Source organism: Halonotius sp. GCM10025705, from assembly GCF_042662885.1.
Taxonomy (GTDB): Archaea; Halobacteriota; Halobacteria; order Halobacteriales; family Haloferacaceae; genus Halonotius; species Halonotius aquaticus.
This window is the reverse complement of the sequence record NZ_JBHSZD010000001.1, coordinates 2,011,515-2,032,229: the sequence shown is the minus strand read 5'-3', so window position 1 is coordinate 2,032,229 and position 20,715 is coordinate 2,011,515. Positions and strand designations below refer to the sequence as shown.

The 20,715-nt window shown below is 62.4% G+C and carries 12 protein-coding genes, 1 tRNA gene and 7 pseudogenes; 9 read left to right on the top strand and 11 right to left on the bottom strand.

What is annotated here, in order from left to right:
• Positions 1–19: 19 nt before the first annotated feature.
• Positions 20–1,543 (bottom strand): globin-coupled sensor protein, encoded by a 1,524-nt coding sequence (locus tag ACFQJB_RS11345; RefSeq protein WP_379727361.1) that lies wholly within the window; start codon positions 1,541–1,543, stop codon positions 20–22.
• A 243-nt stretch (positions 1,544–1,786) separates the two neighbouring features.
• Here ACFQJB_RS11345 and trmY point away from each other — a divergent pair.
• The 4 genes and pseudogenes from trmY (at position 1,787) to ACFQJB_RS11325 (ending at position 3,898) form a co-directional block, all read left to right on the top strand.
• Positions 1,787–2,379, top strand: a pseudogene (gene trmY / locus ACFQJB_RS11340) (tRNA (pseudouridine(54)-N(1))-methyltransferase TrmY).
• A 50-nt stretch (positions 2,380–2,429) separates the two neighbouring features.
• Positions 2,430–2,502: transfer RNA gene (locus tag ACFQJB_RS11335), tRNA-Pro, on the top strand.
• 155 nt (positions 2,503–2,657) lie between these two features.
• Positions 2,658–3,131 (top strand): hypothetical protein, encoded by a 474-nt coding sequence (locus ACFQJB_RS11330; protein WP_120103676.1) that lies wholly within the window; start codon positions 2,658–2,660, stop codon positions 3,129–3,131.
• A 359-nt stretch (positions 3,132–3,490) separates the two neighbouring features.
• The gene (locus ACFQJB_RS11325; protein ID WP_379727357.1) at positions 3,491–3,898 is read left to right on the top strand and encodes a hypothetical protein; all 408 of its coding nucleotides are present in this window, start codon (positions 3,491–3,493) and stop codon (positions 3,896–3,898) included.
• A 16-nt stretch (positions 3,899–3,914) separates the two neighbouring features.
• On the opposite strand, the gene ACFQJB_RS11320 is transcribed toward ACFQJB_RS11325, so the two are convergent.
• The 5 genes and pseudogenes from ACFQJB_RS11320 to ACFQJB_RS11300 form a co-directional block, all read right to left on the bottom strand.
• Positions 3,915–5,330 (bottom strand): cryptochrome/photolyase family protein, encoded by a 1,416-nt coding sequence (locus ACFQJB_RS11320; RefSeq protein ID WP_379727354.1) that lies wholly within the window; start codon positions 5,328–5,330, stop codon positions 3,915–3,917.
• A 49-nt stretch (positions 5,331–5,379) separates the two neighbouring features.
• Entirely contained in the window at positions 5,380–6,213 is an 834-nt protein-coding gene (locus ACFQJB_RS11315) for a DUF7504 family protein (protein WP_120103673.1), read from the bottom strand.
• 67 nt (positions 6,214–6,280) lie between these two features.
• Positions 6,281–6,730 (bottom strand): hypothetical protein, encoded by a 450-nt coding sequence (locus tag ACFQJB_RS11310; protein WP_379727350.1) that lies wholly within the window; start codon positions 6,728–6,730, stop codon positions 6,281–6,283.
• Between the two features lie 266 nt (positions 6,731–6,996).
• Positions 6,997–8,503 (bottom strand): annotated as a pseudogene (locus ACFQJB_RS11305) (sodium:solute symporter family protein).
• A 66-nt stretch (positions 8,504–8,569) separates the two neighbouring features.
• Positions 8,570–8,743, bottom strand: a pseudogene (locus ACFQJB_RS11300) (DUF3311 domain-containing protein); the annotation flags it as partial.
• Between the two features lie 224 nt (positions 8,744–8,967).
• On the opposite strand from ACFQJB_RS11300, the pseudogene dnaG reads away from it, so the two are divergent.
• Positions 8,968–10,591: pseudogene (gene dnaG, locus ACFQJB_RS11295) on the top strand (DNA primase DnaG).
• On the opposite strand, the gene ACFQJB_RS11290 reads toward dnaG, so the two are convergent.
• Both ACFQJB_RS11290 and ACFQJB_RS11285 read right to left on the bottom strand, forming a co-directional pair.
• Positions 10,588–11,070: a GNAT family N-acetyltransferase gene (locus ACFQJB_RS11290; protein ID WP_379727347.1), complete on the bottom strand. Its 483-nt coding sequence runs from the start codon at positions 11,068–11,070 to the stop codon at positions 10,588–10,590. The pseudogene dnaG and the gene ACFQJB_RS11290 overlap by 4 nt on opposite strands.
• Positions 11,070–12,400, bottom strand: a pseudogene (locus ACFQJB_RS11285) (DUF92 domain-containing protein). Before ACFQJB_RS11285 ends, ACFQJB_RS11290 begins: the two are co-directional and overlap by 1 nt.
• 122 nt (positions 12,401–12,522) lie before the next feature.
• Between ACFQJB_RS11285 and ACFQJB_RS11280 the strand changes: the two are divergent.
• Positions 12,523–13,127: pseudogene (locus tag ACFQJB_RS11280) on the top strand (undecaprenyl diphosphate synthase family protein).
• Positions 13,128–13,142: 15 nt separating this feature from the next.
• Here the strand turns inward: ACFQJB_RS11280 and uppS are convergent.
• Positions 13,143–14,112: pseudogene (gene uppS, locus ACFQJB_RS11275) on the bottom strand (polyprenyl diphosphate synthase).
• Between the two features lie 134 nt (positions 14,113–14,246).
• Entirely contained in the window at positions 14,247–15,509 is a 1,263-nt protein-coding gene (gene icd, locus ACFQJB_RS11270) for an isocitrate dehydrogenase (NADP(+)) (protein WP_120103664.1), read from the bottom strand.
• Positions 15,510–15,696: 187 nt separating this feature from the next.
• On the opposite strand from icd, the gene ACFQJB_RS11265 reads away from it, so the two are divergent.
• A complete protein-coding gene (locus ACFQJB_RS11265) occupies positions 15,697–17,442 on the top strand; it encodes an ATP-binding protein (protein ID WP_379727344.1) in 1,746 nt (581 codons plus the stop codon).
• A 1-nt stretch (position 17,443) separates the two neighbouring features.
• On the opposite strand, the gene ACFQJB_RS11260 is transcribed toward ACFQJB_RS11265, so the two are convergent.
• Positions 17,444–19,150 (bottom strand): surface glycoprotein, encoded by a 1,707-nt coding sequence (locus ACFQJB_RS11260; protein WP_379727341.1) that lies wholly within the window; start codon positions 19,148–19,150, stop codon positions 17,444–17,446.
• A 302-nt stretch (positions 19,151–19,452) separates the two neighbouring features.
• Between ACFQJB_RS11260 and map the strand changes: the two genes are divergently transcribed.
• Complete coding sequence (gene map, locus ACFQJB_RS11255; RefSeq protein WP_379727338.1) at positions 19,453–20,358, top strand: type II methionyl aminopeptidase; 906 nt, start codon at positions 19,453–19,455, stop codon at positions 20,356–20,358.
• Between the two features lie 56 nt (positions 20,359–20,414).
• Positions 20,415–20,714 carry an AbrB/MazE/SpoVT family DNA-binding domain-containing protein gene (locus ACFQJB_RS11250; protein ID WP_379727335.1) on the top strand — a complete coding sequence of 100 codons (300 nt, stop codon included), beginning with the start codon at positions 20,415–20,417 and terminating at the stop codon, positions 20,712–20,714.
• Position 20,715 lies beyond the last annotated feature (1 nt).

Below are 20,715 nucleotides of genomic sequence, written 5' to 3'. Positions count from 1 at the left end.
AAGAAAAACGAGCGGGCGGCTACTCCGTCAGCCGACTCACGGCGTCGGAGACGTCTTCGATGGTGTCGGCCTGCTGTTCGTTGGCGGCGGCGATCTCTTCGACCTCCGCGGCGACGGTGTCGGCCTGCTCGACAAGCTCGTCAAGCATGCTGGCGACCTCCTCTGAGCTGGCGGCCTGCTGGTCGGTCGCATCCGACACCTCACGAATCCCGTCGGCGGTCTCCTCGACGGCTTCGGTGATATCGCCGAGCAGCTCCATCGCCTCGGCGACGCGCTCGACGCCGCGGTCGATCTGTTCGGTCGTCGTCTCAAGGCTGTCGACGGTCTGTTCGGTATCCTTCTCGATCGCTGTGACGAGATCCTCGATCTCTTGGGCGCGGTCTTGGGAGTCTGTGGCCAGTGATTTGACCTCGTCGGCGACGACGGCGAACCCTTCGCCGGCCTCGCCGGCGCGGGCGGCCTCGATCGAGGCGTTGAGTGCGAGGATGTTTGTCTGTTCGGCGATGTCGTTGATGACCTCGACGACGGAGTTGATCTCGCTGACGCGGGCTTGGAGATCATCCACATCGGTTGAGACATCATCGACCGCCTCCCCCACGTCGTCCATGACACCCATGGCGTCGTCGGCGGCGTCCTCACCCTGCTCGGCGAGATTGCGGGCGCGTTCGCTGTTGTTCTCGACCTCGTCGGCGGAGGCGGCGATCTCCTCGACGGTCGCGCTCATATTGGAGACCTCACTGGAAATGGAGTGAATGCGCTCGGATTGCTCGCCGGTGAGATCGGAGATATCCTGTGCGGATTGGGCGACCTCGGTGGAGGATCGCTGGAGATCGGTCAGTGGTTTTTCGAGATCGCTTTCGACCTCTTGGGCCAACTGCTCGCGTTGGTCGATCTCGCGCTCCAACTTCTGGCCGTAGGAGTGGATGTAGGTGTCGGCGACGACCTGCATATCGAGGTTGATGATCCGAAGGACGCTGGTGATATCGGCCCGCAGCTCGTCGATCTCCGATTCGACGATCCTCTCGATCTCGTCGTCGCTGGCGGTTTCGTCGACGGCTCCCTGAATCCGATCGGTCAGTTGATCGGTCGTCCGCTCGGTGAGCAACGGGAGGATGAGGTCGTAGTAGACGCCGTACTGGCCGATGTACTGCTTCATCGGCATCTCCAACAGGTCGTGGAGTTTGCCGATCCGGGCGCGGTTTGTGAAGTACTCGTAGTCGTACTCGCCGCCGGCCAGCGTGGCGAAGTATGCTCGCTGAGTCTCTTTCAGCTGTTCGACGTTTTTCTCCGAGCGACCGATCACCTCGACGGTCTGGTCGTACTGGGTGAGGTTCTCGTAGAATAGCTCGGCGATATCCTCGGTGTGAGCCTCAAACAGCGGTCGAAGGTTGGTCAGTCGTGCGACATCTTCCTCGTCGAAGTTGACGAAATCCTTTCGCCATTCGATCTCCCCGCGGTCGATCCCGATCTCCCGCATGAGTGAGTCGACATCAACCTGATCGTTCATCCCGCCTTCCCCAAAGGAATCGGCGTAGTTGCTCATATCTCGTACATTTGTTCGCAATCAATTTAACTTACGTTACTAGGCGTTGATTTTGATAACGCAGATTTAAATCGGAAATACTGATGAATATTGACTGTAAGCTGGCTAATATATTTATTTTATATACTTTTGTCGGGATACGAGCGTAAATATTGCCAAACCCGCTACTGGCTACTGTGTGTCGGTGCTGCCGCGGTCACCGTGAGTAGTCGACACTAAACCCCTCGCTGTTGACGCCCCGGTATGTGTCAGTTCATCGTGCTCGGTCACGACGCCCCAACGACAGCCGACTTCTCGCTGGACGACCTCTCGGGAGCCGGCCGCCTCGACGTGCTTTGTCGCTGCGTCGGCGCGGCGGTGTTTCTCTCTCATGGCATCCGCGACGATGTGCGGATTCACCTTGTCGTGAGCGACGAGTACACGCTTCGATTCGACAGCAATACGCTCCGGCGACTCTACCCCGACGAGCGAACCATCGCTGCCCGAATCCGGGACGCTCTCGACCAGCGCGAGGATGCGATCGGTCATCTGCCTGCTGAGGTCTCCCCGGGATGGAACTCTACCGTCTCGGCTTCGAGGCGACGCTTGACGACGTTGCCAGCGACGGAACGGTCGTTCAGCTGCACGCCGAGGGCACGCCGCTCCCGGAGGCGTCACCCCCGGACGATCCGGTCTTCGTGCTCTCTGATCACAACGATTTCACCGACCGCGAGGCCGAGTTGCTGGCCGCCCAGGCCGAGCAGCGCCTTCGGGTTGGCCCCGAGACGCTGCACGCCGATCAGACGATCACGGTTGCCCACAACTGGCTGGATACCGCCGGCTACACCGAGTACTGAGTCGGACCGATCATAACGGTTAAATTCGGCCGCGGCGTGCCGATGAGTGCGGGCCGGTGGGGTAGCTTGGTATCCTTCGGCCTTCGGGTGGCCGTAACCACGATTCAAATTCGTGCCGGCCCATTTCTACCCACCGTTCACAACTCCCGAGCGACTGCTCGCTGGCGACACACTCCCCGGCAGCGACGCGTGGTGTCGAACAGAGTATTTTTGAGTGCTACCCGGTAACGAACACCTATGTACCGCGCACTGACCGCCCGTCGGCACCCATCTCTGCGATGTTGCCGACGGTAATCGCCATCTCGCTGGTGGTATCAGTGCTCGTCTATCTGGGGCTGTTTGGCTTTGCTGTCTCTCAGTACCGATCGTCCCGACAGCAACAGCAGACCGAAACTGTCGACCCCCACTCGTTCAGTGCCAAAGATCAGCCCGAAACGGTGTATACGACCGCCGAACTGGAGTATTTTGACGTGCTCTGGCAGGGTGAGTACGGCAAGTGGCGGTCGTCGGACTACAGTGCCAACGACACCGCCTACACCTACGTGCATGGGCCGTACTGCCCCCACGACAAGCATGCCCTCGGGATTCAAACGGTGCCCAAATGGGTCATTCTGACCGAACACGTCTGGGTCTGTGACGCCTGCGACCGCACTTACCCCTACCCCGATGAGGAACTCGGCGACGGCACGATCATCGAACGAGCGATGCACCGCCGGATCAAACGCAAACGGCAGGCAAACCAGTCGGGGTAACAGCCTATTTATTCGATACGACCGATAGCCCTCTGTATGCCCTCCACACTCACCGCCCGCGTTACACAACGCGTGTCACTCCGAACACTCTTGGTGTATCTCCTTGTGGCTGGTGGCGTCATTGTTTTTACCGGCAACGTCGCCCTTGTCGCCGGGCTGGCGACCGCGTTTCTCATCACTGAAACCCGCCAGTTCCTCATCGACACGCCCGGCATCGACGATCGCTGGGTGACTGTCGGGCTGGCCGTGGTGCTGCTTGCCGTCAGCCTCGTGTGGCTCGTTGCCGAACTGCGGCAGCCACCGCTGCTCCGGACGCTGTGGGCCCCCGTTGCGGCCGTCCTCGGGGGCTTTGGCTGCTGTTGGACGCCCGTGTCGACTTCGCGTACGACACCGCCGATACCGAGACCGATCCGGTCGACGATCTCGATCCCGGTGCGTTCCTGCTTCGGATGCTCCGTCTCAACCGCATCGCCGACACGCTTGAAGCCGGCCCGAAGACCGTCTCCGAGATCACCGCCCGTTGCGATCTCACCGAACGCCAGGTGCAGGCGGCGATCGAGCTGTCCGGCGACGATGGGCCGATCGTCCGTGTCGACGACCCGCCAGCCGATTCAGTTGCCGAGGAGACGGTGACGACCGCCGATGAGCCACCCCGGTATGCACTCAACACGCGTCAGCTCGGTGTCACCGGCGTTGGTCGGCTGGCCATCGGTGGACTCACTGGCCTGCTTCGACGGCTGGCTCGACCGGTTCTGGGCCCGGCCTGATGCGTCAGCGGTGTTCCTATCGCTTGCCGAGTGCCGTCTCAAAAACTCTCTGGGCGCGCTCGTAGGCCGCATCGCGGTCGACGATCGGATCGGGATAGTCGGGGGCGAGTTGGTCTCGTCGCTCCGCCGACAGCGTCGGCCACTCGACGATCTTTGCTGGTTCGACGCCCCGAAGCTCGGGAACGTACTCGGTGACGTAGTCGGCGTTGGCGTCGTATTTTGAGAGTTGGGCGACAGGATCGAAGATCCGCACGTCGACGCTGTCGGTGCCGGTCGAGGCGATCCACTGCCAGTTTGCGTAGTTGTTTGCGGGGTCGTGATCGAGGAGTTGTTCGGCGAAATACCGCGCGCCGATCCGCCAATCAATCAGGAGGTGTTTGGTACAAAACGAGGCAACGTTCTGCCGGGGTCGGTTGTGGATATACCCCTCCTGATTCAGCTGTCGCATCCCGGCGTCGACGAGCGGATACCCCGTCTCGCCGGCCTTCCAGGCGGTGATCTCGTCGGGATCGTTCTCCCAGGCGATCCGGTTGGGGAGGGATTTGTAGTTCTCTGTCAGCAGCGTCGGATTGTAGTGCAGGAGGTGGTAGTTTTGCTCCCGCCAGGAGAGCTCATACCGGTATTTGTCGATGTTGCGAGCGGCGTTTCCCTCGGCGGCGTTGTATCGCTCGGTTGCATCGGCCCATACCTCACGGATTCCGATCATACCGGCGGCGAGATACGATGAGAGCCGCGAGACCGCCCCGACCGGTCGCTCCACCGCGGCCTGCATGTCATCGCGGGTGTCGTTGTAGGCCTCGATCCCGTCGGCCAGAAACGTGTCGTATCGATCCCGGGCGGCAGCGTAGCCAGCCGGTGGTCGATCGATCTCGGCTACAGCCGAGTCAGGGGCTTCGTCGTCAACGGTGGCTTCGTCGCTGATCGGGATATCATCGATGGTTGTCGCATCGTCGATGGCGGCCAATGCGTCCGTCCGGACGGTCGCCGGCGTCGGTTTCGGCTCGGCTTCCCAGTCGTTGTGAAACTGGCTGTGATTCGGATACGACGGGGCCAGCGTTGCGGGATCGACGAGCGTGAGATCGATCACACTCGCTGTCGGTAGCTGTTCGTCGACCTGCTGGTGGCGATGTCGTCGCGCCGGCCGATAGTGGTGATTGTAGTAGACGGTGTCGGCGTCGTAGCGCTCGGCTACCGATGCGAGTGTTGTCGCTGGTGTGCCCGCTCTGATCAGGAGATCGCTGCCGAGTTCGCGGTAGCGCGCTTTGAGCGCGCGAACGCCGTCGATGATAAACGCCCGTTGTCGCCGCCCGAGTCGCGCAAGCATGTCGTGATCGACGATATACACCGGCAGTGTCGTGTCGTCGGCTGTCGCCGCCGCCAACCCGCGATTGTCTGGAACCCGGAGATCCCGTCGGTGCCAAAAGAGGTGCATACCCAGCTATGGGGTTCCAGTGAAATCAATCTGTGTGCCGTCGCTGGGATCAGCGATTATCCTTGTCGGCGATGAAGTTGGTCTCGGTTGCTCGGATCACGAGATCAAAGGAGTCGTTGAGGAGACTGAGCGTCGATTTGTCGTGGGCATCGGGATCCAGCGGATAGTAGGCGATCCCGCCGACCGTTTTGAACTGGTTGGTCAGGATCTGGAGGAATTTGAACGCGGGCTTTTCGCCGAACTTGTCGATGATCTCCGAGAGGATGTCGAACTCGACGGTGATCCGCCCCTCCGAACGCCCATGTTCGTCGAGTACCTGTGAGATCGTATTGCCGAGCTTCGAGAGGCTGAGTCGTTTGCTGAGCTTTACGATCTCGATCGGCACATCGGAGACATCCAGCCCGGCGATGTCCTCGGCGGGGTTATCCTTCGTTGTCAACACGACCGTCAGCGCCGGCCAACTGCCGAGTTCTTCCCGCAGCAACCGGAGTCTTGCTGCCGGATTCGTCGTCACGAGGATGACGATATCGCCCGGCGCGAGAAAGTGGATCCGGGCGTTTTTGATGCCCGGACTGCCCTGTGGTGCCTTCACAAGAATATTGCCCGACCGGTCGATGTCGTCGGCGACGTGGACGCCCGACTCGATGAACTGGTCTTCGTGTTCGAAGAGGTGGTCTTTGAAATGCTGGATCGTCTTTTCCTCGTCGTAGCTGATCTCCGATCGATCGCAGTAGGGACACTCCCAGCTGACGCCCGGATCCTCATGCGATAGATAATCCTGGTGATGGTCGAAGAGATGCTGCTTGATCTCCTCGGCCATCGGCTCTCGCTGGGCTCCCCACACCGTGTAGGCAGCCTGCCGAGACCGCCACCGATAGACCATAGCGAAGGTGCGATGTATACCCAAATAAGTCTGGGGATACTCCCCAACAAGCCCCGCAGTTTCACGGCTACCGCAGCCGTGTGCGGAAGGAGACGATCCCGGGGCCGTCGTGACGACGGTGACACCGCCCGTAGCCGCTCGTCGGCTCGCTGATCGAGACGGCGAACCGCTCGGTGAGTTCGGTGACCGTCTCTCTGTACAGCTCGTACAGCTCCGCTGGGAGTGCATCAACGGTGTTTGCGCCGGTCTCGAAGGACTGCTCGCGCCAGATGGAGGCATGTGCTGGCGTCATCGACGCCGTCACCTCATCAAGTGGGACGTACAGCGTGACACACAGCGCGTCGTCGCCCGCTGTTGCTGGATGAACCCGAATGACGGTGTCGCTGTCCCGGTAGACCGTCCGTTCGGCCTGTGGGATCGTTTCCGGAATCGTTGCGCCCTCGCCGGTCGGATCGGTCGGCCCGGCTGTCGGCGTCATCGTCGGCTGCCCGGTGCCGTGGAGGTTTGTTGAACTCATACGTCAATCCTTTCGTCCTTGCAGGTGGCACAAGTAGTCAACGAGTAATAAAATTTTGGGCGAAAACAGTAATGATTGTTCAGGTGTACACGATATAAAGTTTGAAACAACGGCTGTTATCTAATATATTAGGACAAACTGGATTTACTCTATTGTGCGCTATGTGTGCTATTAGTCACCACACTTGCTCACCGTACCCGATGGCCACCTCTCTCCGGTGGTCGACGTAGGGTTCCTAACACTGAAGCGAGCAGATTGGCGTCGCCTCAATCCGCGCTGACGACGAATCGCTCGGCTGCTTCGTCGATGCCGGCTGTGGTCACCCACGAGACACCGATGGTTAGTGCCGCCCCCAGTGCCATTCCAGCGAGAGCAACGTCCCAGCCACCGTACGTTCGCGCAAACAGCGCGATGGTGACGCCACCGATATCGACCGGCACCGTCGGCACGAAGACGTGACTCAGATACAGCAGTTGGCTCCCGCCGATCCCGGCGAGCATCCCGAGTCGCGTTGTCTTCGGCCAGTAGAGGGCGACCATGACCGGCAACGCGAGTTGCGCAAAACCGCCGAAGGCGGTGCTGCCGACCTGGATCAGCGTCCCCGGGCGGGTGAGACTGGCGAGGAAGGTTCCGGTTGCGAAGGCGACGACGCCGCCTCTGGCGAGCCATGCTTCCCGGTCGGCTGTCACCGCAGGCTCGACAAATGGCCGGTAGAGATCCCGTGTGAAGTACGACGACCCCGACAACAGCATCGAGTCCGACGACGACATCATCGCCGCCATCGCGCCGGCGATCACGAGCGCGGCGAACCACGCCGGGGTGTACTCCCCGAGCAACACCGGCAGCACGTTCGCGCCCTCAGGCACACTCACCCCGAGGCCAGCCGCCCATGTCCCCAACAGGAACGCCGGGACGAACAGCAGCAGCACCAACACCGGCCACAGCGTGAATGAGCGTTTCAGCACCGCTGCCGATTGAGCGACGAAAAATCGCTGGTTGATTTGCGGAAACATCGTCACCCCGAAGGCGATGACGACGGCCGTCGAGATGATATACTGTGGGGTGTAGAAACTGCTCCCCAACGCGAGGAAGGTCGGGTTGTTCACCTCCAGTCCGGCGGCGGCGACCGCGGGGCCGCCGATCGCCGACAGCACCCACGCGACGGCGATCCAGATCACGCCCAGCATGAACAGCCCCTGAATGGTATCGGTCACGCCACCCCGCGCATCCCCGCGAGGCCGACATAGAGAATCATGAACACCGTGATCAGCGCGGCCCCACCCCAGTAGGGCACCGCGCCGTCGGTGAGGCCGACCAACGCCTCGCCGGCACCCATCTGTTGGAGCATCACGTACGGAAAGAGCCAAAATAGGCTCACACCAGCCACCAGCCCGCGAAGCCGGGTGGAGCCGAAACGATCACCGAGCATCTCCGGCAGCGTGACGTAGCCGTGCTGCTGGCCGATCAGCCACTGTTTGTAGCCGATGAGATACCACAGGATCGCAAAGAGGATCCCGTCCATCGTTCCCATCACAGGATCCACTCAGGCCCCTGGGCGTACGCGAGGTTCGGGCCCGCAAAGAAGGTAAACGCCGACAACAGCGTCGCAAAGGTCGTAAACAGCAAGACGAGCGTACCGAGCGATCGACTCGCAAGGTAGTAGTCCTCGGCGTCGGTGCCGGTCAGTCGGTAGGCAAGCAGTCCGACTACGAGGGCGACAAGCAGGTAGCCCACAACGACCAGCAACTCAACCGATGTCGCCGCTGTCGACAGCCCGCCGCCGGACAGCAGGGCTGGGCAGGCATCAACGCCTCCCAGATACTGATCCCACCCATGGCGGGTAAAGGCCGCAAAGACGGCGGTGGCGACGATCATCCAGCCGATATGCCACCACAGCCACAGCGGGAGGCCACCGATCAGTTGGCTGTTCCCCCAGAGAAACCACGGTACCGCGCCGGCGACGACGATGGCAAACGCGAGCAGCCAGCCAGCGGCACGTAGTGACGGGTTCATTTGGTGCGTCCTGCCGACAGCGACGCCTAAATATTGCTACTGCTTCCCAGATCCCCGTCTTGAAGACAATTTTTCTTCAGATCGACGCAGGCTGTTGTGCCTTCGATCACCCTCTCCACGCGTTGCCCTTGCGGCCAGCGGTGACGACAGGTATTTCAGATCGTAGCGCTTATATATGATATCAGCGGCACCACGCCACTCGCGTTCGTCGCTGGAGTGTTCCCATGGACGACACAACCAAGTATCTGATTCACGCCCGGATCGCCGCCAACGGCATCGTCGAGCGCAGCGATGTCGTCGGCGCGGTCTTCGGCCAAACCGAGGGGCTGTTGGGCGATGAGTTGGATCTCCGTGACCTCCAGCAGTCCTCGAAGGTCGGCCGGATCGACGTTGAGATCTCCTCCGAAAATGGCCAATCGTTCGGCGAGCTGACGATCGCCACCAGCCTCGGCAAGGCCGAAACCGCGATCTTAGCGGCCTCCCAGAGACGATCAACCGTGTTGGCCCCTGCCGAGCCGACATCGAGGTCACCGCCATCGAGGATATCCGAGCGGCCAAACGCCGAGAGATCGTCGACCGCGCCAAGGAGCTGTTGGCGACAGCGTTCGACGAAACCGGTGTCTCCGGGGCAGACCTCGTCGACGACGTGCGGGATTCCGCCCGCGTCGCCGATGTCGTCGACTACGAGGGCTGCCCGCCGGCCCGCGGGTCGAAAGTTCTGATGCGGTGATCGTCGTCGAGGGCCGGGCCGACGTGCGCCAACTGTTGGCCTACGGGATCAAAAACGCCATCGCCGTCGAGGGTACCGACGTGCCCGACGCCGTCGCCGAGCTCACCGCCGAGCGAACGACGACCGTCTTTGTCGACGGCGACCGCGGCGGCGAACTCATCCTTCGGGAACTGCTGCAGGTCGGCGACATCGACTTCGTCGCCTTCGCGCCGCCCGATCAGTCGGTTGAGGATCTGTCCCGAGCGGCCGTGCTTGATCGCCTCCGGCAGAAGGTCATCGCCGACCGGCTTCGCGGCGCGCCAAACGTCCGGGAGGCGATCGCCGACATCATCGACGAAACCGCCGACGAGCGACCCCGGTCGGCCGACGACCACCTGCCGCCGGACGACGAGGACACCGAAGTTGAGGTCGTTCCGACGAGTTCCCCTGCGGCGTCGCCGTCGCCGCCGTCCGACCAGCCTCCTGCCAGCACATCATCTCGCGTCGCCGCCGCGGATGCTGAGTCACACACAAATAACGAAGCCGTCACAGCGGAGTCAGCTGTCGACGCTGCCGGGGCCGTCGACGACACGGCCGACGCTGACGCCGCGACGGCCGATGCCGATGCGGCAGCACCTGTTTCCGACGACGTGGCTACCACACCGGATGCGATATCTGACTCCCCGGCTGACGCTGGCTCCCCCACGACACCTGCGGCCAGCGACGACGCGGACGATGACACCGATTCGGCCGTCGACGACGAGCCCTCGGCTGACGACGCCGACGAATCTGACGATGCCACCAACGCCGATGACGACGCCGAGCCAGTGACCCTACGCAGCCACGTTGAGGCGGTCATCGATGCGGAGACTGGCACCGCCCGACTCCTTGACGCCGAGTTTGGGGTCATCACCGAGACCGAGCCAGCAGCACTCATCGAGGCGATCGAGGCCGCCGCCGACCCGTACGCGCTGGTCGTCGACGGCGAATGCAGCCAGCGACTTCTCGACGTTGCTGCCCAACACGGCCTCGATCACATTGTCGCCGCCAGCACCGGCGAGTTCGTGAAAAAGCCGGTCGGGACACGAGTGGTGACCGCCGCGGAACTGCAGCCACCAGAGCCGGAACTGGAAGCCTAATCCTCGCTTGGATACCGCAGCGTCAGCCCGGTGGTGTCGTCGAATTGATCGTCGCTTCGCGCCTGTTCCTGAAACCCGACTGCTTCATAGAGTGATCGTGCCGCGGTGTTGTCGACAGCGACGTGGACGGTTATCGGATGGCTGTATTGTTCGAGCATGGTGGCAAGTAGTGCCTTCGCTCGACCCTCTCGGCGATATGCTGGCTCGACAACGAGCTCAGCAATATGCGTTGGTTCGCCGGTCACTGCGAGCAGATAGCCAACGGCTAGATCAGCGTCGTTGACCGAGACGAACAGCCCAAACGACTCACCGATCGCTGGTGACGTGTCGTCGGTTGTTGTGGCGGCCACGCTGTTTGCTGTGTCTACCTGGGTGAGTGCTGCGTCCAACAGAGTTGGTGCAGGCTCGGTCAGTTCTGCTTGCAGCGTGCGAATCCTCGCCGCATCAGCGGCTGTTGCGTGGCGGATCGTCGACCGCATTACAACAGGACGACTGCGAGGGCGACGCTGACGCCGCCGCCGGTCAGCGTTGCACAGAAGTTCACCAGTTGGTTGCCGAGTCGGTCGCCCTCGATGGTCGCCCCCAGTATGCTGTCGGTCGTGATGCCGGCGAGCCCGCCAGCGGCGACGATGCCGGCGGCGATGCCGGTCGATCCCCCGGCCCAAGCGGGAGCGTCGCCGTCGCCAACGCGCTGATGATCCCGATGCCGACGAGCCCGGCGAGTTCGCCCTGCCACGTCACCGCGCCGTCGGTGCCGGGGTCGACGCGTTCGAAGGTTGTGATGAGCCGCGGGCGGTCGTAGAGACAGCCGATCTCACTCGACAGTGTGTCGCCGAGGGCGGTCGCCAGCGAGCCAGCAAAGGCAAACGGGACGGCGAGGCTGACGATGGCTGCCGGCTCGACCAGCTCCCCGGCGGCGGCCGCGATCACCGCCAGCAGGGCAACCCCCGAGTTGGCAAGGACGTTGCTCATCCCGCGGGCACCGTCGTTGTCCTCGGCGACGCCGCGGGCGGCCTTCCGGTCGTAGCGAAACTTCGAGGCCAGCCCGCCGATCGCAAAGAAGGCGATCAACACGGCAAACCAGCCGAAGCCGCCGAGGACGATCGTCAACACGCCAAGCAGTACCCCGGTCAGCATCCCGGAGACGTTGGCCGTCCCGAGCCCATAGGAGATCCCACCGAGGGCAACGGTCACGATGACGGCGGCGATCAACTCCGTGGTTGGGACTGTGCCGACCAATGTAGCGACAAACCAACTGGCGAGGCCGACCGACAACACGACGACCGGATCGTCACGCTCGTACAGCAACTCCCGGAGCAGCGCGGCGATCAGCCCGCCGATCACGGCCAGAAAGATCACCGCCGACCACGCGACGGTCTCGCCGTCGACGACCGCGACGACGAACTGGCCGGCGATCGCTGCCGGGATCCCGCCAGCGAGAAAGCCGGCGACGGCGACAAATGGATCGCTACTGCGGGTGCGAGCGACCTCAGTCCCAAAGTTGCCGACGCCGAGTACCAACAGCGCGGCGACAAAGATCTCCGCTGGGAGCCCCGCCTGCGGCAGTGCCAACAGCAAGGCCAAGCCAGCGGCTGCAAAGCCGAAGCCGGCTAGTCCGTTGAGCCGGCCGTCCTGGCGATCGCCCGGTCGGGCAAACAACTCGAAGACGGGGCCGTCGTCGATGAGTGTTGCCGCGGTCACACCGATTGCGGCGAAGGGAACCGCTGTCGCCGCGCCGGCAACCGGGGCCACAAGCGACAGCGTGGCCACGAGGGCGAACGCGCCGGCACGACGAACCCGTGATGTCACACCACCGGGTATCCCTGACGGCCACTTAACCCTCCCGACATGCCGAATCCGGCGTGTGGCTCCCTCACACGCCCGGTTCGTGCCACCGCAGTTTTTTGCACCACCGACCCGAACCGACGACAGTGCTCTACGAGGCCTATCTTTCGTTGCGGCTTCGCCGGGAGTCGAACCCGCCGCCGGAACACGTCGCCGTCGTCATCACCGAACGTGACCTCCTCGAACAGGGGGCCTACGAGACGTTGCGGGACTTCTTCGGATGGGCTGTCGAATACGGGGCCGACCGGATCACCGTCTCCGTGAGTGTGCTTGATGAGGCTGTCATCCCAACGCTCAGCCGTGAGCTCACCGCCTTAGAGACACCGCTGCCGCTGGCGGTCGTCGCCCCGGCGACACCGAGTCCGTCGATGCCCCCATTCAGGTGAGTATCGGCCTCGGCGGCAAACGCGAGTTCGCCGAAACCGTCCGCCAGCTTGCCGAAGCCGTTGACGACGGCGATCTTGAACCGGCGGAGATCGAGGCCGACGACATCGACAGCCGGCTCGTGTTCCGCGATGAGCCCGATCTCGTCATCAAAACGGGAGCCGAGCGGCTCTCGGATTTCATGATCTGGCAGTCCGTCTACTCCGAGCTCTACTTTACTGACGTGAACTGGCGAGATTTCCGCAAGCGTGACTATCTGCGCGCGCTGCTCGATTACGCTGATCGCCAGCGGCGGTTCGGCAAATAACGGTTGGCAGACCCCTCAGTCGGCAGGGTCGAGGGTCGAATCCGCTCCCGTCGACTCCGAGTCATCGTCGGCTGGCGTCGCTGTCTCAAGCTCCTCGGCGACGGCCCGACGCCCGGCTTGCGGCAGCTTCCCGCGGAGTCGGCTCACCAACTCGCTGGCCTCCTTGAGTTCAAGGCTGCCGACCGCGCCGGCCAGCGCGACAGCGCGGTCGATCTTACTTTCTTGCCACGACTCCTCGCGGGCCTCGTAGGTGCGAATCCCTCGCAGGAAGTCGATCTTCGAGAACTCCGGCCAGTAGGGCGCACAGAAGTAGACGGCGGCCTCGTTGCCGTTGGCGTGCCACGGCAGGAAATTCGAGGTGCGTTCGTCGCCGCCGGTGCGGATGATCAGGTCGACATCTCGAACCGGCTGACGGTACAAACAGTTCTCGATTGCTTCGGGATCAACATCGTCGGCGTCGAGGTCGCCGTTGTCGACGGCGGTCGCGACTTCGCGGGCCGCCCGAAGTAGCTCGTTTCGGCCGCCGTAGGCGAGCGCGACGTTGAGTCGGAAGCTGTTGTAGTCGGCCGTCTCGGCTTCGGCGTAGGCGATGGCGTCTTGGACGCGCTCAGGGAGTCGCTCGATTTCGCCGATCGCTCGGATCGAGACCTCGTTGGTGTGGACACGGTCGCTGTCGGCGAGTTCATAGAGCTTGGCTTCGATGATATCAAAGAGTGGCTCCCGTTCCTCGGGTGGCCGCTCAAAGTTCTCGGTCGAAAAAGCATACAGCGTTAGCTCGTCGATGCCGAGCTCCTCACACCAGTTGAGCACCTGCTCGGCGGTGTCGGCACCCTCACGGTGGCCCTCCGGGGCGTCCTCGCCCTGTTTGCGGGCGTATCGACGGTTGCCGTCCTGAATAATGGCGACGTGGGTCGACCTCGCCGATCTCCCGGCGGAGCAGCCGCTCGTAGCCACGGCGGAACTGACGGTTGAGCCACCCGTACATCTACCCCTACCCAGCGGATGGGGCTATGTGTGTTTTTCTATCTCACTCGACAATCGCAGCGACCGCTGGCGATGATTCGGTAGGCGAGGTCGTGGCTGTTCTGGCGGCTTCACCGCCAGAGCCCGACCGACTTTCTACGAAAGTTGTTCGATGTTGTCGACGACAGCGTCAGCAAACTCGCTGGTGGCGAGCTTTTCGCCGCCCTCGATCTGTCGGTGGAGGTCGTAGGTGACCGTCCGGTCGACGATCGTCTGCTCGACGGCATCGCGGACGAGCTCGGCGGCATCGTCCCAGCCGAGGTAATCGAGCATTTCGCGGCCCGAGAGAATCATCGCGGTTGGGTTGACCTTGTCCTCGCCCTCGTATTTCGGCGCGGAGCCGTGTACCGGCTCGGCGAGACAGCGACCGTGGCCGAAGTTCGCGCCCGGTGCGATGCCGAGGCCACCGATCTGTGCGCCGGCAGCGTCGGACATGTAATCGCCGTTGAGGTTCATCGTAGCGATCACGTCGTACTCGTCGGTACGGGTCAGGAGTTGCTGGAGCATGTTGTCGGCGATGCGGTCGTTGACAACGAGCGTGCCGTCGGGCGCGTCGCCGTCGTACTCCTCCCAGAGTTCGTCCTCGGTGATGACATCCTCGCCGTACTCCTCTTCGGCGACCTCGTAGCCCCAATCGCGGAACGCGCCCTCGGTGAACTTCATAATGTTGCCCTTGTGGACGAGCGTCACCGAGTCCCGATCGTTGGCCAGCGCGTAGTCGATGGCCTCCCGAATCAGCCGCTTCGAGCCGAATTCGGTGATCGGCTTGATGCCGATGCCGACGGGGCCATCGTGGATCGTGTTGTCGAAGCCCATCTCGTCTTCGACGAACCCTTTGACTTCCTCGACCTCGTCGGTGCCGGCTTCCCACTCGATGCCGGCGTAAACGTCCTCGGTGTTTTCGCGGAAGGTGACCATATCCATTGCCTCGGGATCTTTGACCGGCGATGGGACGCCGTCGAGGTGGTAGGTCGGCCGGACGTTCGCGTAGAGATCCAGCCGTTTGCGGAGTGCGACGTTCAGCGAGCGGAAGCCCGCGCCGACCGGCGTCGTCAGCGGCCCCTTGATCGCGACACGGTGTTCGCGGATGGCGTCGACGGTCTCCTGTGGAAGGTTTTCGTCGTATTTGTCGCGGGCCGACCCGCCGGCGTAGACGCGCATCCAGGCGATTGAGCGGCCGGTCGCCTCGGCGGCGGCGTCGAGTACCTGTTGGGCGGCCGGGCCGACATCCGAGCCGATTCCGTCGCCGTGAATGATCGGAATGATCGGTGTTTCTGGGACGTTCAGTTCCCCGGTGTCCTCGTCGGCGAGCGTGATCTGCTCGCCTGCCTCGGGAACCTCAATCTTGTCGTAGCTCATAGACGGTGAAGGATTCTGGAACCAAAGTAAAAGGCCTGCCGTTCTCCGTGTGACACCTGTTCGTCGACAACGCTACGCCACGATTCTGTTGTCCCGAACCGGTTTGTCTTACGCCCTCCGCAGTTGGCATCGCCCACACGAGATGAGTGCACAAACTACTTTCCGGTATCACCGATACCACTAGTTAGTGGGGCAGTTCGTCTCAATGCAGGTCGCCGCAGTAACTGGCTTGGTGAGCCTCGGTTACCTCGCATTCGGTGGCTACCTCCTCAGCCGCTATGAGGGGATCGGTGTCCGCAGTCTTAGCCTCTTTTCGGGGCTCTGGGGTGGAAATTTTCTGTCGGCAGCGGTGGTCATCTTCGCGTTTTCGAGTTTCGGGATTACCAACGGTGCCCAACTCACCCAACTCGGCTCGCAGGTGCCGCCGACGCTGCAACCCCTCTTGATCAGCGTCGATTTCCTCGCTGGGTTGTTTACCGTTAGTGGGATCTTTGTCTGGCTTTGGTTTGTCCTCCAGTACACCCAGCGAATCGGTCGCCGGGAGAAGATCGCTATCGGCGGTCTCGGCGGGGGCACCTTCCTCATCTCGGCGGCCAACGGTCTCACCGGTGCGGCGGCGGCTTTTGGGGTCATTGCACTCCAGCCCACCTTCCGAACGAGCATCCACCAGTTTGCCACCGTGTTCGAAGTCCTCGGGACAAGCGTTGCCATCGGCGTCGGGATTGCGCTGTTGTACACGACTGCGACCCGTCATCACCCTTTCCGCGGGCGGAGCGTTATCGGCCTGTCGCTGGCGGTCGTCTTCCCGTGGCTTGTCGGCTACCTCTACCAGTTCGGCCTCGTCACCGAGTTCGCGTCTGTCAGTGCGCTCCGTGCGAGTGCGCTCACGCTTGGGCTCGGTGGGTTGTGGTTGACGGTCACCCGGGATGATCTCTTTGAGCAACTGCCGGCCTCCCGAACGGTAGGTCGACAGACCGCCTTCGATGCCTCCGATACCGCCATCGTCGTCGTCAACAACGCTGGCAACGTCTCGGATCTCAACTCGGCGGCCCAGGCGCTATTTGGGGCCGCTGAACTCGATAGCATCGGCGCGCCGCTGGATTCGCTGCTGCCCGAGACGGTCGACGGCGATGCGCTCAGACAGGCCGAACCGATCACGTTCGAACTACCGGCCGGCAATACGGTCGTTGAGGCGGCGATGACGACCGCAACCGACGACAGCGGACAGGTGATCGGCGAGACCATCGTTTTCACCGACATCACTGACGAGCGTCGTCGGCAACAACGGATTCAGGTGCTCAACCGCGTGCTCCGGCATAACCTGCGAAACGATCTCAACATTGCCCAGGGGTACGTCGACGTCATGTTGGATATCGATGACGGCGTCGAACAGTACCAAGACAAGATCGACGCTATCTTTGAGAATCTCGTGACGATGGGCGATAAGGCCCAACGCACCGAAACCGTGTTGGCTGCCAACCCGCTGTCGACCGACTCAACGGCACTCTCGGAGCTGATCGACAATGCACTCGATTCGATCGACGCCGACATCGACTCGATACCGACCACAGTGACCGTTCCCGACGGGATGGCTGTCCGCATCAATCCGGTTGTCCTCCAGTCGATCATCGAGGAGTTGCTCTCCAATGCGGTTCGGCACAGCGGCTGCTCGGAGATCACGATCAGCTACGATCCCGAGGAGACGACCCTCGTTGTCGCCGACGACGGATCGGGGCTCCCGAGCCACGAGATCGCTGTCCTCGACAATGCCGAGGAGACCGATCTTGAACACGGCAGCGGACTCGGGCTATGGCTGATCAAATGGGGCACCGATAGCTTCGGTGGGACAGCCACCTTCGACACCGACGCAACGGGCACGCGCGTCCGGGTTGAAATTCCACCCGATCTCGTCGAGGAGCCCTCGCCGACCTAAGCTACCGACTGGGTCGCCACGCGAGCAGCGTTGTCGCCGCCAGTGCGATGAAACTGGCCCCGATCCCGAAGCCGAGGGTGCTGTTGGTCGTCGTTGCCGTCGCATTCGCTGCCGTCGTCGCGTTGATGGCGTTTGTCGTCTCTTCAGAATCGGTGTCGTCCTCGCCGTTGAGTTCCGCGACAGCAAACAGGGAGAAGCCGCCGGTTTTCGCACCCAGCGTGACCGTTTCATCAGTGGTAGCTTCGACGGTCGTCTCCAGTTGCTCCCACCCCTCGTCAGTTTCGTGGACAACGACCGCGTTTTCCGGCTCGTCCAGTTCGGCTGCATCGACCTGCATGGTCACCGTCGCGGGGGTGTCGCTGGCCGGCTCGCCCGCCTCGTCGAAGACGGATATGTCGGCGACGGTGACGACATTGACGGCCGATTCGTCGGTTTCAGCGGTCGAATCCTCAGTGGGTTCCTCTTCGTCGCCTTCGCTGTCAGATCCCTCGTCGCTGGTGCCTCGCTCACTCGGATCGGCCGCAGCGGCGGCGAGATCACTGGCGACACTTGCGGTGAGCGCGTCGGTCACCTCGGCCGGTGGGTTGGTGTACTCTTTCACCTCGACGCTGCCACGGAGCGTTTCGTCATCGAGGGTGATCTCAGTGACGGTCTGGGTGGCTGTGTCCGGTCGAACTGTGGCTCCCGGTGTGTCAGGTCGGGTGTCGTCGATCCCGACTTCGGTTGCTGCGTCGGGGTTGGAGGTTCGTACTCTGTTGGCGACTTCCCTGATATCCGGGTTGTTGCCTCCGGCGTTGGTGGCCGCTTGCTCGTTCGCCTGCGCTGCGTTGTTGCCGGGCCCAGCGCTGTCAGCACTAGATGTCTCATCGCTTCTCTGGCTGTTGCCGGCCGCTCCCTGTCCGTTGGCTGTGTTGGACGCGTCGTTTGCGTTTGACGCGCTGCTCCCGGCAGCGTTGTCGTTGTTCCCGCCGGCGTTGTTCTCGTTCGCGTTGCCGCTACTGTCGCCGTTGCCATCAGGAGTCGACCCTCGGGCGGTATCCGAGCCGCCGTTGCTGGCACCGTTTCCACCAACTGAAGTACCGCTGGTACCACTACTCCCGTCAGAGTTAGAACTGAACCCACCGTTGCCGCTGTTACCGCTACTATCTCCGTCGTTTCCAGCAGAGCCAGAGCCGCTATTAGCGTCACCACTGCCACCATCTCCTCCGCCACTACCGCCATCAGAACCTGACCCGGTATTACCGTCGCTACTGCCGCCAGAATTGGAACCATCTCCGCTGCTGCCGTCGTTGCCGCCGCCGTTACCACCATCACTTCCCGTACCACCGCTACTATCACTTCCACCACTGCCATCAGAATTAGAACCGCCGCCACCGGCACCATCGTTGCCACCGCCGTTACCACCATCACTTCCCGTACCACCGCTACTATCACTTCCACCACTGCCATCAGAATTAGAACCGCCGCCACCGGCACCATCGTTGCCACCGCCGTTACCATCACTACTGCCGCCACCACCAGCATCACTTCCACCGTTGCCGCCAGAATCAGCACTCCCACCGCTGTTGCCGTTACCACCGCCAGGGTTGTCGCCGCCTTGGGCTTGGGCAGCAGTTGAGCCGGCAAACGCGGCTCCCATTGCTACTGCTGACACTATCATGACCACCGCAAGCAGCATTGCCCGGATCTGGATCTTCGTTGTCGTCATCGTTTATCGACCCATGAGGCCACTGATTGCCGGTGTGTGACGTGGACTGTGTACTCTCCACGCGAATGCCCGGCCGTTTCGTTTGAGCTTGCCCTTGATTCCTGTCGATTCATACTGACGTCTCCTCGATTCAGCGTGTTCGGATACTGCCCGGATACCCGAGACACCGCCGTATTACTTTACAAATTGATCGATACCTACTTTGTCTTATCGGTTCTGCGACGCTGCCCCTTTGACTGCCCGCGTCCGTTTCTAAACACGCCGGTCGAAACCGCTTTGCGGCCACCAGCCAACACCTATCTATGAGCATTGGTGAACTCGATACCGACGCCGTCGAGAGCTACCGCGAGGCCGGCGCAATCCTCGTCGAGACGATGAACGAAGCCCGCGAGATGATCGAGCCCGGTGTTACCCACCTCGAAGTCGCCGAGTACGCCGAAGATGCCATCCGCGAGGCCGGCGCGGGGCTGGCGTTCCCGGTCAACATCTCTGTCGATGAAGCCGCCTCCCACGCGACGCCCGCCCGCGACGACGACACCGAGTTCGGCGAGGAGATGGTCTGTCTCGATATCGGCGTCCACGTCGACGGCTACATCGCCGACGCCGCCGTCACCGTCGATTACACCGGTCACGACGACATGGTCGCTGCCGCCGAGGACGCACTCGAAGCCGCCGTCGGCGCGGTCGGGCCGGGCGTCGAAACCGGCACGGTCGGCGCGGCGATCGAGAACGCCATCGAGGGCCGCGGCTACACGCCGATCCTCAATCTGACAGGCCACGGTGTCGAACGCTACGACGCCCACACCGGCCCGAGCATCCCGAACCGCGCGGTCGACCGCAGCGTCGAGCTCGAAGTCGGCGACGTGATCGCCATCGAGCCGTTCGCCACCGACGGCCGCGGCAAGGTTGGCGAGGGCGCGACCGAAGAGATCTACGAACAGGTCGGCGACGGCTCAGTTCGGGATCGGCGAGCGCGACAGGTCATAGAGGAACTGGAGGCCTTCGACGAGTTGCCGTTTGCGGCCCGCTGGCTCGACAGTTCGCGGGCGGCGATGGCCCTCCGCACGCTGAAAAACGCGGATATCATCAAGGGCTACCCCGTGCTGAAGGAAGCTGACGGCCAGCTTATCAGCCAAGCTGAACACACCATGATCGTCACCGAAGACGGCTGTGAGGTGACGACAGCAGGGATTCACGACTTCGATTAAGCCCCGGCTTCAGCTGGACACAAGAGTTAGGTATTAATAGCGAAAAATTATGAACCGTGAGCAAATCTGAATCAAGTGACGACCCTGAAAAAGAGATCGTCGCGGTCACGAAACACGGGCAGGCGACGATTCCCAAACGGTTCCGTGACCAACTCGGGATCGACGCACCGGGGAAAGTCCTGTTTCGGGAGGCAGACGACGGAACGATCACCGTCGAGCGGGTTCGGTCGCCGAGCGAGATGCGCGGCTTCGCCACCCGGAGCGACGCGACGACTGACAAGCCCGCGACAGAACTCCTCCGTGAGAAACGAGCCGAAGATCGAGCCGAACGCGACAACCGGGTCGACACCGAATGAC